The following is a 16,584-nucleotide window of genomic DNA, read 5'->3' as shown; positions in this document are numbered from 1 at the left end:
GCGGGCACGACGACGTCGGGCCGCCCTCGACCTGACCCGCGCCGGTGCGTGACACCGCGGACGCGTCGGTCCCCGGATCGCGCCGAGGGCGTACGTAGGGTGGACGGGTGACCGCGATGACCGCTGCCCGGGGCTCGGTCCCGGTTGTGCGGCTATGGGGACGGCGCCTGCGCTCGCGCGCCGGGTCGCTCGCGGCGCTCACGCTGGCCGTCGCCGCCCTCGTCGGCCTGGTGTGCGGTCTGCTCGCGGGGTCGGTGCTGGCCGGGCAGGACTCCATCCGCGCGGCGTTGCCCGACGAGCAGACGCCGGCGGGATGGCTGCAGATCCAGACGCGGCCCGCCGACGACCGGCGGGCGCAGAGCGAAGCGGCCGAGGCGGTCATCGCCGCCGCGGTCGGCGACACCGTGACGGTGACGCCACTCACGCTGGGCGAGCCGGGCTCCGATCTCGAGCGGGTCGCATGGCGCCTCACCCCCGCGGCCGGCCTGACGACCCAGTCGGTGCAGCAGCTGGCCGACGGGCTGCATCGGCTGCCCGACAGGTTCCGGTCTTCGCCGGCGGCGCAGGGCGGGAGCATCGCCACCGGCTCGCTGGCCACGTCGGCCGAGAACATCGCCGATGCCGCCCGCGCGACCGCCGCGATCCTGCCCGTGCCGGTCGCCCTGCTGGCTGCCCTCGGATGGTTCGCCGCACTTCAGCTGGCACGCCTGCTGGGTATGTCACGGTCCGCCGAGACCCGCCTGTTGCAGGCGCGCGGACTCTCGCCCCGGCGCAGTGCCGTGCTGGCCGGGCTCGACGCGGTCTCGGCCACCGTCGGCGGCGTGGCGGTCGGCACGGTCGGGGCCGCCGTCGTTCTCGGCGCCATCTGGGGCCGTGCGGGCATCGCCGCACTCGTGGGCACGTGGCCGGTCGTTCTCATCACCGGCGTGGCGCTGGTCGCCACCATCACCGCCGGCCAGCTCAGCGCCGCCGGACAGCGGCGCTCTGCGGCCACCGGCCGGCTGGCGCGGGCCGCATCCCCCGCTCTCGCGGTGCTGCTGCTCGCGGTCGCCGTCGTGCTCGTCTGGCAGGCGGCCACCACTCCCGGCACCGCGTGGGACACCTGGGCGGTCACGGTGACCATGCTCGCGCCGCCGGTCGCGGTCGGCGCGCTGGCGGTCGCCGCCCTCGTCGTGTTCGGCCCGGTCGCCGCGCTCGCCGCCCGCGGCGCCGCCGGGGCGCGGGGGTTGGCCGCCGTGTATCCGGCACGTCAGGTCGCCCGACGCGTGCCCGCGTACGCGGTCGGCGTCGTCCTGGTCGTCATCACGATGGCCGGCGCCGTGCTTGCCGGCGCCTACGGGGCGACGTGGACGGCCGCCACCGAGCAGTCGCAGCGGCTGACCGCCGGGGCGCCTTTGCGCGCCGAGCTCGATCCGGTCACGCCGGCGGCGCTGCAGCAGGCGTCGACGGTCGGTTCGGCCATACCCGCCTACACGACGGCCGTGGTCGCCGGCGACGTCGGCGCCGCACTGGTCGCGGTGCCCGCCGACCGGTTGCCGCAGGTGCTGGTCGAGCTGCCCGAACTCGCCGCCACGCTCACCGCGGATCTGGCCCACGACCCGCTCTGGGCCGTGCTCCCCGACGAGGCGACGGGTGTGCGGCTCACCGGCACCGTCACCGGGCCTGCGGAGGCGGCAGCGGCCGCCACTGCGCGGGCGTGGGTGATGGATGCCGCGGGGACACCGGCATCCATTCTTCTCGCCCTCACCGTCGACGACCGTGCCTTCACCGCCACCGGCGACCTGCCGGAAGGTGAGGGTCCGTGGACGCTCACGGCCACGGAAGTCGCGCGCGGCAACGCCTACCCGTGGGACCGCCTCATCTTCACCGACCTGCGCCTGGTCGCCGTCGAGGGCGAGGCGGAGACCGAGCTGGGGCTGAACGCGGTGCCCACCGCATCCGTGCACCCGCCCGCGGCGGGAGCCGGTGGGGTGCGGTCGGCACTGGTCTGGAGCGCGGCCGGCGTGCAGCCGTCGCGGGTGCCGGCGGTGGTCACCAGCGCCTTCGCGAACCGGCTCGGCGTGGCGGACGGCGATGAGCTCGATCTGCGGGTCGACGGCAGCGGCCGCACCGTCGCCGCGACGGTGGTCGATGTCCTGCCCGCCCTGCCCGGTATCGGCTCCGGCCCCGGGGTGTTCGTGTCACTGCCGGGTCTCGTCGAGGCGAGCACCCCGCTCGGGCAGGCCGACACCGCGCCGTCGCCGCCGCTCGCGGGTGAGGTGTGGGCCGCTGGCGACCGGGTGGCCCTGGCCGCGGCGCTGGATGTGCCGGTCGCGGTGCCGGGGAGTCCGGCGCAGGCTGTCGCCCGTGAGCTGGCGCAACTGTGGCGCGCTGCTGCGCTCGGCGGGGCCGCTCTGACCGGTGTCGCCCTCGTGGCGCTTCTCTGGTCGCTCACGCACCGTCGAGGGGGAGAGGTGCTGGCGTTGCGGGCCCTCGGCGTCGCACCGCAGACACAGACGCGGTTGCGCGCGGTCGAGTCGGGCATCGTGGTGCTGCTGTCGATCGTGCTGGGTGCCGTCGGCGGGATGGGTCTGGCCGCGGTGCTGATTCCGCCGCTGGCGGCGCGGACGATGATTGACCGGCAGGTCGCGCCGGCCCTGGCTGTGGACGTCGGTCCGATCGCGCTCACCGTGGCCGTGCTCGTGGTCGCGTGCGCGATCGCGGCGGTCGGGGTGAGTGCGATCGTACGCGCCCAAGGGGCGTCGACCCGCGTCGAGGGGACGGCATCGTGAGCACCGCCCGTCTGCTGCTGCCGCACCTGCGCGCCGGCCTCGGCTCGATCCTGACGGTCGCCGCCATCGTCCTCACCCTCGCGGCCGGTGCCGTCTTCGCTCCGATCGCGGTGACCGGGATGCTCGACGCCTCCACTCGCCACCGCGTCGAGGTGCTGAGCCCCGCCGTCCGCGATCTGGGAGCATCGATGGCGACGATGCCCCGGGCCGGGGCGGGGCCCGAGCCGACCGCCTCGCTTCCCGATGAACTCCTCGACACGTGGGGCGGGTTCGACAGTGCGGTCCGCGCGATCCGCGGCGAGCTGACCGCGACGGCACGCGTCGTCTTCGGCGAGGCGGAGTACTACGCGCGATTGGGGGAGCCCGCCGAGTTCGCTCCGATCACGTATGTGAGCCTGGATCCGCGCTACGCCCAGCGCATCCGCATCGTCGAGGGGCGCCTTCCGCAGGTCTCGATCACGCGACAGGACTGGGATCGTGTCTTCGAGGGCGCCTACGACGAGTTCGGCGAGCCCGTCGACGGGTTCACGCCGGACCTCCCCGGCACCGAGATCGTGCTGTCGGTCGCGTCCGCCGAAGAGGTCGACTGGCCGATCGGTGAGACCCGGTCGGTGGGCCGGGAATCGACCTGGATGTACGAGACGCCGTTGACGCTGGTCGGCACATTCGAAGCCGCTGACCCGGCCGACCCCTACTGGTCCCGCGCGACCGGCATACTGATGCCCTCGCGGGGCGCCGATCCCGACGGCGTACCGTTCATCCGCACGACCGGCTTCGCCGCCCCCGACATGCTCTCATTCCTGGTCTGGCTCCACCCGAGGACACTGACCGATGTCTGGTACCCCGCCGACGCCGCCCCCGTCACCGCGGAGGAGGCGCCGGCGCTGCTCGCCGACCTTCGCGGGTTCACCTCGCGCAGCCACTCCGTCGAGGGTGAGCAGGGGCTGAGCTTCGGGTCGCTCTCGTTCCAGTCGGGCACCGTCGACGCGCTCGACGATGCCGTGGCCGGCAACGCGTCGCTGGTCGCGGTCACGGGCATGCTGATCTCCGGTCCCATCGGCGTCGCCGTGGCGGTGCTGCTGCTCGGCTGCCGGCTGCTGTGGGAGCGGCGCCGCGCAGGGTCGGCGCTGCTGGCGGCCCGCGGTGCATCGCCCCGGCAGCTGCGGGGACTGCTCGCGCTCGACGGCCTCGTCGCCGGGGTCGTGCCGGGGGCGGTCGGCGCGGCGGCGGGTCTCGCTCTTGCCGGCATCGTCGCACCCGGTCAGCCGGTCGGGCCGGCCACGCTGGTCGCTCCTGCAGTTCCGGCGCTGCTGCCGGCGATCGCGGGGGCGGTCGTCGCGACGCAGGCGCGGGGACGCGAGCGCATCGACGTGCGGCGCACCTCGGTGTGGCGCATGATCGCGGAGATCGCGGTACTGCTCCTGAGTGTGCTGGCCACCACGCTGCTGCTGGTGCGCGGTCCGGCGGTGACGTTCGACCGGGTCGACCTGCTCGCCGTGGCCGCCCCGTTCCTGCTCGCCCTGGCCGCGTGCGTGCTGACGCTGCGGCTGTACCCGGCGGTGCTGCGGGTCGTGCTCGCCCGGCAGCAGCGACGACGCGGGTTCACCGGACTGCTCGGGGCCGCCCGCGCGCTGCGCGACCCGGCCACCGGTCCCGCGCCGGTGCTCGCGCTCATCGTCGGCGTGTCGTTCGCGGTCGCCGGGGGCATCCTGCTCTCGACCGTCCACGGCGGGGCCGTGCAGGCTGCCCGCGTGAGCGTCGGCGCCGACCTGCAGGTCGAGGCGGCACGCATCCCCGACGAGGCCGTCGCGGCGATCGCCGAGATCGACGGTGTCGCCGTGGTCGCGCCGGTGTCGGTGCTGCCGGCATCGGAACTCGTCGTCGATCAGCGGCGTACCCGCGTCAGCCTGTATCTGGCCGATCCACGGCTGCTCGCCGACGCGCAGACCGGCTACCCCCGAGTCGTCCCGGCCGGGGTGGACCTGACCCCCGGCGGTGCGGTGCCGCGGCTGCTGTTCGCGCAGGACACCGCCGACCGGCAGCGGGTCGGCCCCGACGCGGAGATCGAGATCATCGGCGTGCCCGCGTCCGTTGCGGGCACGGCGCAGGGCCGGGCGCCGTTCGCTCCCACGCGCAACTGGATCCTCGCCGACGCCGCGACCGTCGAGGAGCTCACCGACCGGGCACCCATCACGACGCACCTGTTCGTGCGACTGGGTGACGGTTCGTCGGCAGCCGCGGTCACCGCCGGCATCCGCGATATCGTCGGCGACGCCGCGCGCGTGACCACCGCAGCCGATGCCCTCGCGCGGATCGACTCCGACCCGGCCGTGACGGGGCTGCGCGTCGTGCTGCTTGCCGGCATCATCGCCTCCGCGCTGCTGAGCGCCGTCGCCGTGGTCATCACCCTCGTGCTCGGTGCCCGGTCGCGGCAGCGAATCCTGGCGCTGCTGCAGACGCTGGGCGCGCCGCCGCGCGCGGCGACGCGACTGCTCGCGTGGGAGCTGGTGCCGGCCGGCATCGCGGCTCTGGTGGTCGGCGGCGTCTTCGGCGCGCTGCTGCCCGTCCTGCTGAACGCCGTGATCGACCTGCGCGCGTTCACGACCGGCGACGTGGCGCCGGGTTACCGCGCCGACCCACTCATCCTGCTGCTGACCGTCGGCGGCTTCGTCGTCGTCACCGCCGGCGCGACCCTGGCCGCCCTGGGGATCGCGCGCCGTGCCCGTGCGGCCGCGATCCTGCGTACCGTGGAGGACACGTGACCGAGAACCCTGGCATCCCCGAACCGGCGGACATCGTCTGCGCCGACCTCGTCCGCATCTTCGCGACCGAGGGCGTCGAGGTGCAGGCGCTGCAGGGCCTGAGCCTCGTCGTCGAGCGCGGCGAGCTGGTCGCCGTCGTCGGCGCGTCCGGGTCGGGAAAGTCGACCCTGCTGGCGATCCTGTCGGGGATGGACACCCCCACCGCCGGCGTCGCCCGCGTCGCCGGCCGCGACCTGCTGACCATGTCGGGTCGCGAACGGGTCGCATTCCGGCGGGAGTGCGTGGGCTTCGTGTGGCAGCAGACCTCGCGCAACCTGCTGCCGTACCTGACCGCCGCCGAGAACGTCGCAGCCGTGCTCGCGATCACCGGGAAGGCGAAGGCCGCCGAACGGGGCGACCGGGCGCGCGCTCTGCTCGATCTGCTGGGTGTCGGCCACGGCGCCGACCGGCGGCCCGATCAGCTCTCCGGCGGCGAGCAGCAGCGGGTCGCGATCGCCGTGGGCATCGCGAACGAGCCGCGCGTGCTGCTGGCCGATGAGCCGACCGGCGAGCTCGACGACGACACCAGCGCCGAGGTGCTCGAGGCGATGCGCGCGGTGAACCGTGAGCTCGGCGTCACCACCCTGATCGTGACGCACGACCCGTCGGTGTCGGAGCACGTGGCGCGCACGGTGCAGATCCGCGACGGGCGTACGGCCACCGAGGTGCTGCGCTCGACCCGCACCGACGAGCACGGCGCCGAAGAGCACATCGCCGAGGAGTACGCCGTGCTCGACAAGGTGGGCCGGCTGCAGCTGCCGGACGAGTTCGTGTCGTCGCTCGATCTGCGTGACCGCGTGCGCCTGGCACTCGAGCCCGATCACGTGGGCGTGTGGCCGGGTGTGCGACCGCGGGCCGAGTCGCCGGTGACCGAGCCGGGCCCAGAGCCCGATCCGGCGCCCCACCCGGAGGAGGCATCATGACCGTCGCCCTGCGCGCGGAACAGCTCGTGCGGATCTTCCCCTCGCCCGGTGGCGACGTGCATGCGTGCGACGGCATCGACCTGACGCTGCACCCCAGCGAGCTTCTCGTCGTACGCGGCCGATCGGGGGCGGGTAAGACCACCCTGCTGAACCTTCTCGGTCTGCTCGATCGCCCCACCTCCGGCCGGGTCGTGATCGGCGACACCGACACCACGGGGCTGCCCGAAGCGCGCCTGGCGGACCTCCGCCGCGACCGGCTCGGCTTCATCTTCCAGTCGTTCGGCCTCGTCCCGGTGCTGTCGGCCCGGGAGAATGTCGAGCTGCCGCTGCGGATCGCGGGGGTCGACCCCGACGAGCGCGACCGCCGGGTGGCGGAGGCTCTCGATCGCGTCGGGCTCGGCGGGCACGGGGAGCAGCGTCCCGGTGAGCTGTCGGGCGGTCAGCAGCAGCGCGTGGGCATCGCCCGGGCGATCGTGTCGGATGCCGGCATCCTCATCGCGGACGAGCCCACCGGCCAGCTCGATTCACGCACCGCTGCCACCATCATGGACCTCCTCGCCGAGCTCGCCCATGACCGCGGGCTCGCCACGATCGTGACGACCCACGACCCGCTGCTGGTCGCGCGTGCGGACCGCGTGCATGAGCTGCACGACGGCCGGATCGTGGATGCCGGGGGTGCGACCGGTCCGGCCGCCGCGCCGCCGGCCGAGACGCCGCCGGCCACCCGGGCAGAGTTGCGGCGGCGGCGCGAAGGACGCTGACGCAGGTTCTGTATACCGCAGAAGCCCTGAGGTGGGCAGTTCTTGGCCTTGAGTGGCCCTTGTGTATACGCTGGCGGCATCCACTCGTAGAGAAGAGGTGTTGCCATGCGCGCCAGCGACCGCGCCTACGCTGCCCTGCTCGAGGAGATCCAGTCCGGCGCGCTGAAGCCCGGCACCGTGCTCGGCGAGGTCGAGCAGTCCACCCGGCTCGGAGTCAGCCGCACCCCGCTGCGGGAGGCGATGGGGCGCCTCGCCGCCGACGGCCTGGTGACCCAGGCCTCTCCGCGCGTGACGGTGGTCACCGACATCGACGCCGACGACATCCGCGCCCTGTTCGAGGTGCGGCGGGCTCTCGAGGAGAGCGCCGCACGCCACGCCGCCGCCCGCGGCGACGCCGCCGTCTTCTCCGCTCTGGCCACCGAGTTCGGCGGCATCGACGCCGCCGGCTCCGCCGACGCCTACTACGGCCTGATCGCCCGGTTCGACCGGGCCCTCGACGCCGCGGTGGCCAACGACTACCTCACCAGCGCGCTGCGCACCGTGCGCACCCATCTCGTGCGCGTGCGCCGGCTGGCCCGCGACAACCCGCAGCGGCTGACCGCGTCCGCCGGAGAGCACCGCCTCATCGCCTCGGCCATCGCCGCCGGCGACGGCGAGCTGGCCGCGCACGCCACCCACGTCCACCTGTCCCACGCCCTGACCGCGATCCTCGACTCTCTGGAGGCCCAGCCATGACCGTCACCCACCACGTCCGCGTCTACCGCAGCGAAGAAGAACTGCCCCGCGAGGAGCAGCTGGCGTACAAGATCGCGCAGGTCGCCGCCGACCCCGTGGCGGTCGAGCCCGACGTCGTCGACATGATCATCAACCGCGTCATCGACAACGCCGCCGTCGCCGCCGCCTCCCTCACCCGCGGCCCGATCAACTCGGCCCGCGCGCAGGCCCTGTCGCACCCGGTGTCCACCGGCGGCCAGGGCGCGACGATCTTCGGCGTCGCCAACGACACGCACTCCAGCCCGGAGTGGGCCGCGTGGGCCAACGGCGTCGCCGTGCGTGAGCTCGACTACCACGACACGTTCCTCGCCGCCGAGTACTCGCACCCCGGTGACAACATCCCGCCGATCGTGGCGGTCGCCCAGCACGTCGGCGCCGACGGCGCGGCCCTGGTGCGCGGCATCGCGACCGGGTACGAGATCCAGATGGACCTGGTCCGGGCCATCTGCCTGCACAAGCACAAGATCGACCACGTCGCCCACATCGGGCCGTCGGCCGCCGCCGGCATCGGCACGCTGCTGGGACTCGACGTCGACACCATCTACCAGGCCGTCGGCCAGGGGCTGCATACCACGACCGCCACGCGGCAGTCGCGCAAGGGCGAGATCTCCACCTGGAAGGCGCACGCGCCCGCCTTCGCCGGCAAGATGGCGGTCGAGGCCGTCGACCGGGCGATGCGCGGCCAGACCTCGCCGAGCCCCATCTACGAAGGCGAAGACGGCGTCATCGCCTGGATGCTGGACGGCAAGGACGCCTCGTACGAGGTGCCGCTGCCGGCGCCCGGCGAGCCCAAGCGCGCGATCCTCGACTCGTACACGAAGGAGCACTCGGCCGAGTACCAGGCGCAGGCGTGGATCGACCTGGCCCGCAAGCTCCACAACACCCGGCCCGAGCTCGCCGACCCGGCGAACATCGCCGGCATCGTCCTGCACACCAGCCACCACACCCACTACGTGATCGGCTCCGGGGCGAACGACCCGCAGAAGTACGACCCCACGGCCTCGCGTGAGACGCTCGACCACTCGATCCCGTACATCTTCGCCGTCGCGCTGCAGGACGGCGGCTGGCACCACGTGCACTCGTACACGCCCGAGCGGGCCGGTCGCCCCGACACCGTCGAGCTGTGGAACAAGATCACGACGGCCGAGGACGCCGAGTGGACCCGCCGGTACCACTCCGAGGACCCCGACGAGAAGGCCTTCGGCGGTCGCGTCGAGATCACCCTGACCGATGGTTCGACCGTCGTCGACGAGATCGCGGTGGCCGACGCCCACCCGCTCGGGGCCCGTCCGTTCGCGCGCGAGAACTACATCGCCAAGTTCCGCCTGCTGGCCGAGCCCGTGCTCGCCCCCGAGGAGATCGAGCGGTTCCTCGACCTCGCGCAGCGCCTGCCCGACCTGACCGCCGCCGAGGTGCGTGAGCTCAACATCGTCGCGCTCCCGGGCGTCATCGAGAACGCCCCGGCGCCGAAGGGGCTGTTCTGATGCTGTACGCCACCACTCCGGCATCCGAGAAGCGGCGCCTGCTGCGCGAGCGACTCGCCTCGGGGGAGCTGCTGCGCTTCCCCGGTGCGTTCAACCCGCTGTCGGCTCGGCTCATCGAGCAGAAGGGGTTCGAGGGCGTCTACATCTCGGGCGCCGTGCTCTCGGCAGACCTGGGGCTGCCTGACATCGGCCTGACGACGCTGACGGAGGTCGCCGGCCGCGGCCAGCAGATCGCCCGCACGACCGAGCTGCCGGCGATCATCGACGCGGACACCGGGTTCGGTGAGCCGATGAACGTCGCCCGCACCATCCAGACCCTCGAGGACGCCGGTGTCGCCGGCGCCCACATCGAAGACCAGGTCAACCCGAAGCGCTGCGGTCACCTCGACGGCAAGCAGGTCGTCGACGAGGGCTCGGCCGTGCAGCGCATCCGGGCCGCCGCCGACGCCCGCCGCGACGAGAACTTCCTGATCATGGCGCGCACCGACATCCGCGCGGTCGAGGGTCTGGAGGCCGCGGTCGACCGGGCGAAGGCCCTCGTCGACGCCGGAGCGGACGCCATCTTCCCCGAGGCGATGCGCACGCTGGAGGAGTTCGCCGCCGTGCGGGCCGCCGTCGACGTGCCGATCCTGGCCAACATGACCGAGTTCGGGAAGTCGGACCTCTTCTCGGTGGACCAGCTGCGGGACGTCGGTGTGAACATCGTGATCTGGCCGGTGTCCCTGCTGCGTATCGCCATGGGAGCGGCCGGCCGGGCGCTGGATACCCTGATCGACGAGGGGCATCTGACCGGCAGACTCGGCGAGATGCAGCACCGCGCCGACCTGTATGACCTGATCGACTACGAGGCGTACAACAGCTTCGACACCAGCATCTTCAACTTCACCATCACGAAGGAGTGACCATGACCGACAACGAGATCAAGAAGGGCCTTGCCGGAGTCGTCGTCGACTACACGGCGGTGTCGAAGGTCAACCCCGAGACGAACTCGCTGCTGTACCGCGGCTACCCGGTGCAGGAGCTCGCGGCGACCCAGTCGTTCGAAGCGGTCGCCTACCTGCTGTGGCATGGCGAGCTGCCGACCGACGCGCAGCTCGCGCAGTTCCGCGCCACGGAGCGCGCACACCGTGCGCTGGATCCGATCGTGAAGGACGCCATCGACCGGCTGCCGCTGGACTCGCACCCGATGGACGAAGTGCGCACGGCGGTCAGCGTCATCGGCGCGGTCGAGACGGCCGGCACGGGGAACGTGCTCGACGCCGTCGGAACGCCGGAGGAGAACCTCGCGCGCAGCCTGAGGCTGTTCGCGGCGCTGCCGGCGATCGTCTCGTACGGTCAGCGCCGGCGCCGGGGGCTGGATGCGGTCGAGGCGCGCGACGACCTCGATTACGCCGCGAACTTCCTCTGGATGACTTTCGGTGAAGAGCCCGATGAGGTCGTGGTCGACGCCTTCAACCGGTCGATGATCCTGTACGCCGAGCACTCGTTCAACGCCTCGACGTTCACGGCGCGGGTGATCACCTCGACTCTCAGCGACCTCTACTCGGCCGTCGTCGGCGCGATCGGTGCGCTGAAGGGCCCGCTGCACGGCGGCGCGAACGAGGCGGTCATGCACATCTTCGACGAGATCGGGTCCGCTGACCGGGTCGTCGGCTGGCTGGATGCAGCGCTCGCCGAGAAGCGGAAGATCATGGGCTTCGGTCACCGGGTCTACAAGCGCGGCGACTCGCGCGTGCCGACCATGAAGGCCGCGCTCGACACGCTGGTCGCGCACTACGACCGTCCCGATGTAGCCGAGCTGTACACCACGCTCGAGAACGAGTTCGTCTCCCGCAAGGGGATCTACCCGAACCTCGACTACCCGTCGGGCCCGGCGTACAACCTGATCGGCTTCGACACGCTCACCTTCACGCCGCTGTTCATCGCCTCGCGCATCACCGGGTGGACCGCGCACGTTCTCGAGCAGCAGGCATCCAACGCTCTCATCCGGCCGCTGTCGGCCTACAACGGCCCGGACGAACGGCACATCGACGGGTACGTGCCCGACGAGGCCGCGCTCGCGCTCGCCGATCGGGCTGAAGAAGCCGCGGGCTGATGAGCATGCGGGAGAAGGTCGCGATCGTCGCCGGAGCACGGACTCCGGTGGGACGATTCGGGGGTGTGTTCAAGGACACGCCGGCGCACGAGCTGGGCGCACAGGCGGTGACCGAGGCGCTGCGACGTTCGGGTGTCGAGGCGTCGCGCGTCGGCGAGGTCGTGATCGGCACGATCGGCCAGGTCGCCGGTGACGCCTACATCGCGCGGCGGGTCGCGCTGGCTGCGGGCCTGGATGTCAACACCCCCGCCTTCACCGTGAACCGCCTGTGCGGCTCCGGGCTGCAGGCGATCTGGTCGGGCGCGCAGGAGCTGCTGTGGGGCGGGGTCGACGTCGTGGTCGCCGGGGGCGCCGAGAACATGTCGCGCATGCCGTTCTACGACTTCAACGCGCGGTTCAACGATCGGCTGGGCGACCGGAAGCTCGTCGACGGGACCGTCGCGATGCTGACCGATCCCTTCTCGAACGCCCACATGGGTGTCACGGCCGAGAACGTGGCCGAGCGGTTCGGTGTGACGCGTGAGGACCAGGATGCGTTCGCGCTGGAGTCGCAGCGGCGAGCGGCCACCGATGACGCGCAGCAGGCGTTCGCGGAGGAGATCGTCGAGGTGACCACCTCCGGGCGCCGCCCGGTGCAGGTCTCGAAGGACGAGCACCCGCGCCCCGACACGACGCTGGAGTCCCTCGCGGCTCTTCCGGCGGCGTTCGCGAAGGACGGGACGGTCACGGCCGGCAATGCCTCAGGCATCAACGACGGCGGTGCCGCCACCGTGCTCATGCGCGAGGCCGACGCACGGGCCGAGGGCGCACCGGTTCTCGCGACGATCGAGGCGGTCACGACCGCTGCGCTCGAGCCCGAGATCATGGGGTATGCACCCTCCCTGGCGCTGAAGAAGCTGTTCGCCCGGACGGGGCTCACCCCCGCGGATGTGTCGACTGTCGAGTTGAACGAGGCATTCGCGTCTCAGGCCCTCGCGGTGATCCGCGACGTGGAACTCGATCCGTCGCGGACCAACCCCTACGGCGGCGCCATCGCCCTGGGACACCCGGTCGGCGCGACCGGTGCGATCCTCACCGTGCGCGCTGCGCTCACGTTGCAGCGCACCGGCGGAGAGTACGCAGTCGTCACGATGTGCATCGGTGGTGGGCAGGCCCTCGCGGCGTTGCTGAAGCGGGGGTGACCAGCCCGAGGCCGGGGCGACTCGCTTGACAACCTACCAAGCAAGCGCTTGACTAAACTAGTGTTCGCGCCTCTTGCCTTCTTCTCGTTCGTTCGGCTCGATGACCCTTCTCAGCACGGGCAATACAACCGTTGGCACCAACTCGACCATCGGCCCGAGAACCTGGCCCTGCCGGGTGTCGCGTGGGGTGACCGGTGGGAGATGCGGCCTGAGACGGTAGCCATGCGTGAAGGCACCCTGGCGGGCGAGGTCGACTTCGTGGCGATGTATTGGTTCCGTGACCCCGTCGAGCAGTCCGTGGCGGCATGGGACGCACTCGGGGAAGCATCGTTTCAATGGGGCCGCGGGCCGCTCATCCCGGGCATCCGCCGGCCGATGCTCGCTTTCTTCAAACCGGTCAAGGGCTATGTGACGCCAGGTGCGCTCGTGTCACCCGAGGTGCTCCCGTACCGTCCGAACCAGGGTGTGCATGTCACTGTGAGCCGCTTCGATGATCCGCACAGCGGTGACGTGCATGAGGCGCACCGACGGGAAGACCAGGAGATCATTCCCGCGCTGCTCGAGGTCCCCGGCGTCGCCGGCGTGTGGACCTTCTCGTTCAGTCACCCGCAACGCCACTCCTCCCTGCCGTTCGACCCTACGCCAGCCGAGGCCCCCGGCAGCCAGCGCATTCGGCTGGTCTATCTCGAGGACGACCCGGCGGTCGTCACCCCGCACCTGCGTGCGGTGGAATCACGATTCCCGCTGGGCCCCGGAGAGATCGTGCTCTCGGCGCCGGTGTCGACGATCATCCCATGGCAGGACTGGTGAGCGCTGAGCTGGAACGCCGGCTGCGCGCCCTCGAGGACCGGGCGGAGATCGCCGACCTGATCGCGCGTTACGGCCCGGCAGTCGACTCCGGCGACGGTGGCGCGGTGGGCGAGATGTGGACATCGGACGGTACTTACCAGTTCGACGAGACTGTGCTCGATGCCGACGGCATCCGCAGCATCGTCGACTACCCGAGCCACGTCGGGTACATGCGACAGGGGTGTGCGCACGTGCTCTCCGCTCCACGGATCGAGATCGACGACAACACCGCCACGGCCGTCACGCACTCGGTGGTCCTGCTGCACGACGGCGAACGATGGATCGGGGAACGCGTCAGCGCCAATCGGTGGGAGCTTGTGCGCACGGTCGACGGGTGGCGTGTCCGTCGCCGGGTGAACCGCCTGCTCGACGGTGCGGAGGCCGCGCGGGAACTGCTCAGGCGCCGAAACGGCTGAGCGGGGTTTCCCCGGCCTCCGCCAGGCGAGCGAGTGTGCGGGCGCGGGGTCCGACCGCACTGCCGAACCGCACGTCCCACGTGTTGTAGCTGTCATCGCCGAGAGCGATCCGGGCGTGGTGCGCCCAATTCGGGTTGTCGAGCATCTCACGTCCGAGAAGCACGAGATCCGCGTCGTGGCGCTCGACGAGGAGCTGAGCCTGCTGCGGATCGACGACAAAGCCGACCGTCGCTGCCAGCACGTCGGCCTCGGAACGGATGCGGCGGGAGAAGTCAGCGTGGAACGCGAAGCCCCGGCGCACCCGGGTGTCCGACGATCGATCGGTGGTGATGCCGCCCGACGATGTGTCGATGATGTCCACACCGGCAGCCGCCAGACCGCGGGAAACCTGGACCGTGTCATCGATGCCCAAGCCTCTTGCGGCACCGTCCACCGACGAGATCCGGTAGGACAACGGGATGGCCGAACCCACCGCATCCCGGACCGCGGCGACGACCTCGAGCGGATAGCGCATCCGGTTCTCCGAGTTCCCGCCGTATGCGTCGGTGCGCCGGTTCGATACGGGGGAGAGGAATGAATGCAGCAGGTATCCGTGCGCGCCGTGAAGCTCGATGAATCGGAACCCGGCGCGCACGGCGCGCACGGCGGCGTCGTGCCATTGCTGCACTGACCGTGCGATGTCGGAGACGGACATCTCGGCCGGCAGCTGATGGCCCGGACCGGCAGCGATCGCCGATGGTGCCACGAGCGGCCACGGCCCTGCTCCTGCAGCCGCGTCGGCCTCGTCGAGCGGTGCACCGGCACGCCATGGTTCACGGACGGCGGCACGCCGTCCGGCATGCCCGAGCTGGATGCCGGGCACGGCGCCTGCGGCGTGCACGAGAGCGGCGACCCGGCGCCAACCGGGGATGTGCGCATCGTCCCAGATGCCGGCATCGAACGGTGAGATCCGTCCGACGGGGTCGATGGCCGTCGCCTCGGCGATCACCAGCCCCGCGCCACCGAGAGCGAACCGGCCGAGATGCGCGACGTGGAAGTCGGTGACCTCGCCCTCGACGGATGAATACATACACATCGGCGAGACGCCGATGCGGTTGGGCAGCGTGACATCGCGCACGGTGAGGGGGGAAAACAGCGTCATGCGAGCTCCTTATGGCGGGGGAGGCGGATCAATGCGGCGATGATCACCGTCGTCAGGCCGCACAGGGCTGTGAAGGCGAACGACACGCGCAATGCGAGGTGGGACAGGAAGGCGGCGTCCGCCTCGGCCGGGGCGACCGAGATCGCGAATGCGAACATTGCGGCGGCGACCCCGCCTGAGAAGGTGCGCACCACCGAGTTGATGCCGTTGGCCGCTGCGACGTCCTCCCGTGGGGTAGCCGCGGTGATAAGTGAGGGCATGGCGGCGAACGCGAACGCGACGCCGACGCCGACGAGCGCGGAGCCGATCGCGACCGAGGTCGGGTCGTCGTGCAGGACGATGCGGAGGGCGAAGGCCGCGGTCATGATGCCGGCACCGGCCATGAGTGCGATTCGTCCACCGAATCGATTGATGACGCGCGCCGCGACGGGCGCCAGCGCAATCATCGCGAGCGCCGAGGGCGCCAGGAAGAGGCCGGCGGCGGCCGGTGGCATCGTCAGGCCGTATCCGGTGGCGGCCGGAGCGAGCGCCTCTTGCGAGGTCAACAGGTGGTTGGCGTACATGCCGAACGTCGCGAAGAAGGACGCGACATTGATGGGGGCGATCGGCGAGCGCATGGCCGTGCGCACGTCTATCAAGGGACGTGGGTGCCGTCGCTCCCAGCGCAACCACACCGGAAGCGCCAGCGCGGCGACGGCGAGCAGCACGAGCGTGTGGACACTGGTCCAACCCCATTCGTGTCCCCGCGAGATGACCAACAGCAGGGGAGTGAGGCCGATTGCGAGCAGGAGGGCGCCCAGCGCGTCGAGCGTTGCACCCCTGCGCACAGGCGGCTCAGGGATGCGCATGCGAACGAGGGCGCAGAAGAATGCGCCGATGAGAGCGGTGCACACGAATATCGCGGCGAGTCCGCCCCATTCGACGAGAGGGCCGGCGAGGGTGAGGCCGAGGGTCGAACCGATTCCGAGCGTCCCGCTCATCAGGGCGATGCCGATGGTGGCGCGACGGCGAGAGACCAGTGAGCTCAGAAGTGCGATGCCGATGGGGACGACCGCCGTGCCGAAACCCTGAAGTGCGCGCCCGACGAGGACTGCGGGAAAGACGGGCACGATGGCGATGAGGGATCCGATGACGAGGAGGGCCATGGATGCCAGAAGCATGCGGCGGCGGCCGTGCGTATCGGCGAGTCGGGTCATCACGGGGGTGCCCACCACTCCAACGAGAAGTGTGATGGTGACCAGCCAGGAGGCGTCGGCCGCACGAGTGGAGAGCAGCTCGGGGATCAGCGGGAGTACGGGGACGATGAACGTGAATTGCAGCGACGTCAAGACCCCGCATCCGGCGAGGGTGCCGACGATCACGCGCTCGAGTTTCTCCTGTTCCGACGC

General features: G+C 71.6%; 13 protein-coding genes. 11 read left to right on the top strand and 2 right to left on the bottom strand.

The window, feature by feature from the left end:
• Positions 1-116: 116 nt before the first annotated feature.
• From ACQ143_RS05950 to ACQ143_RS05900, 11 genes are all read left to right on the top strand, one after another.
• Positions 117-2,771 carry an FtsX-like permease family protein gene (locus ACQ143_RS05950; protein ID WP_449570138.1) on the top strand — a complete coding sequence of 885 codons (2,655 nt, stop codon included), beginning with the start codon at positions 117-119 and terminating at the stop codon, positions 2,769-2,771.
• Positions 2,768-5,533, top strand: a complete 2,766-nt coding sequence (locus ACQ143_RS05945) for an FtsX-like permease family protein (RefSeq protein ID WP_449569787.1) — start codon at positions 2,768-2,770, stop codon at positions 5,531-5,533. Before ACQ143_RS05950 ends, ACQ143_RS05945 begins: the two co-directional genes overlap by 4 nt.
• Positions 5,530-6,495 (top strand): ABC transporter ATP-binding protein, encoded by a 966-nt coding sequence (locus ACQ143_RS05940; protein ID WP_449569786.1) that lies wholly within the window; start codon positions 5,530-5,532, stop codon positions 6,493-6,495. The genes ACQ143_RS05945 and ACQ143_RS05940 overlap by 4 nt, the downstream gene beginning before the upstream one ends.
• Positions 6,492-7,256 (top strand): ABC transporter ATP-binding protein, encoded by a 765-nt coding sequence (locus ACQ143_RS05935; RefSeq protein WP_449569785.1) that lies wholly within the window; start codon positions 6,492-6,494, stop codon positions 7,254-7,256. The genes ACQ143_RS05940 and ACQ143_RS05935 overlap by 4 nt, the downstream gene beginning before the upstream one ends.
• Positions 7,257-7,361: 105 nt before the next feature.
• Positions 7,362-7,991 carry a GntR family transcriptional regulator gene (locus ACQ143_RS05930; RefSeq protein ID WP_449569784.1) on the top strand — a complete coding sequence of 210 codons (630 nt, stop codon included), beginning with the start codon at positions 7,362-7,364 and terminating at the stop codon, positions 7,989-7,991.
• Positions 7,988-9,514, top strand: coding sequence for an MmgE/PrpD family protein (locus tag ACQ143_RS05925; RefSeq protein WP_449569783.1), 1,527 nt, complete (start codon positions 7,988-7,990; stop codon positions 9,512-9,514). The genes ACQ143_RS05930 and ACQ143_RS05925 overlap by 4 nt, the downstream gene beginning before the upstream one ends.
• The gene (prpB, locus tag ACQ143_RS05920) at positions 9,514-10,416 is read left to right on the top strand and encodes a methylisocitrate lyase (protein WP_449569782.1); all 903 of its coding nucleotides are present in this window, start codon (positions 9,514-9,516) and stop codon (positions 10,414-10,416) included. Before ACQ143_RS05925 ends, prpB begins: the two co-directional genes overlap by 1 nt.
• A gap of 2 nt (positions 10,417-10,418) precedes the next feature.
• Complete coding sequence (locus tag ACQ143_RS05915; RefSeq protein WP_449569781.1) at positions 10,419-11,609, top strand: bifunctional 2-methylcitrate synthase/citrate synthase; 1,191 nt, start codon at positions 10,419-10,421, stop codon at positions 11,607-11,609.
• On the top strand, positions 11,609-12,790 hold the full coding sequence (locus tag ACQ143_RS05910) for a thiolase family protein (protein WP_449569780.1): 1,182 nt from the start codon (positions 11,609-11,611) through the stop codon (positions 12,788-12,790). Before ACQ143_RS05915 ends, ACQ143_RS05910 begins: the two co-directional genes overlap by 1 nt.
• Before the next feature lie 222 nt (positions 12,791-13,012).
• Entirely contained in the window at positions 13,013-13,600 is a 588-nt protein-coding gene (locus tag ACQ143_RS05905) for a hypothetical protein (protein ID WP_449569779.1), read from the top strand.
• Positions 13,585-14,055, top strand: coding sequence for a nuclear transport factor 2 family protein (locus ACQ143_RS05900; RefSeq protein WP_449569778.1), 471 nt, complete (start codon positions 13,585-13,587; stop codon positions 14,053-14,055). Before ACQ143_RS05905 ends, ACQ143_RS05900 begins: the two co-directional genes overlap by 16 nt.
• Here the strand turns inward: ACQ143_RS05900 and ACQ143_RS05895 are convergent.
• The gene (locus tag ACQ143_RS05895; RefSeq protein WP_449569777.1) at positions 14,036-15,196 is read right to left on the bottom strand and encodes an NADH:flavin oxidoreductase/NADH oxidase; all 1,161 of its coding nucleotides are present in this window, start codon (positions 15,194-15,196) and stop codon (positions 14,036-14,038) included. The two genes, ACQ143_RS05900 and ACQ143_RS05895, sit on opposite strands and share 20 nt — an antisense overlap.
• Positions 15,193-16,557 carry an MFS transporter gene (locus tag ACQ143_RS05890; RefSeq protein ID WP_449569776.1) on the bottom strand — a complete coding sequence of 455 codons (1,365 nt, stop codon included), beginning with the start codon at positions 16,555-16,557 and terminating at the stop codon, positions 15,193-15,195. Before ACQ143_RS05890 ends, ACQ143_RS05895 begins: the two co-directional genes overlap by 4 nt.
• Positions 16,558-16,584: the final 27 nt, after the last annotated feature.

This window comes from Microbacterium pollutisoli, assembly GCF_053586795.1.
Note: the sequence above shows the minus strand (reverse complement) of the source record. Positions and strands in the feature narration are given on the sequence as shown.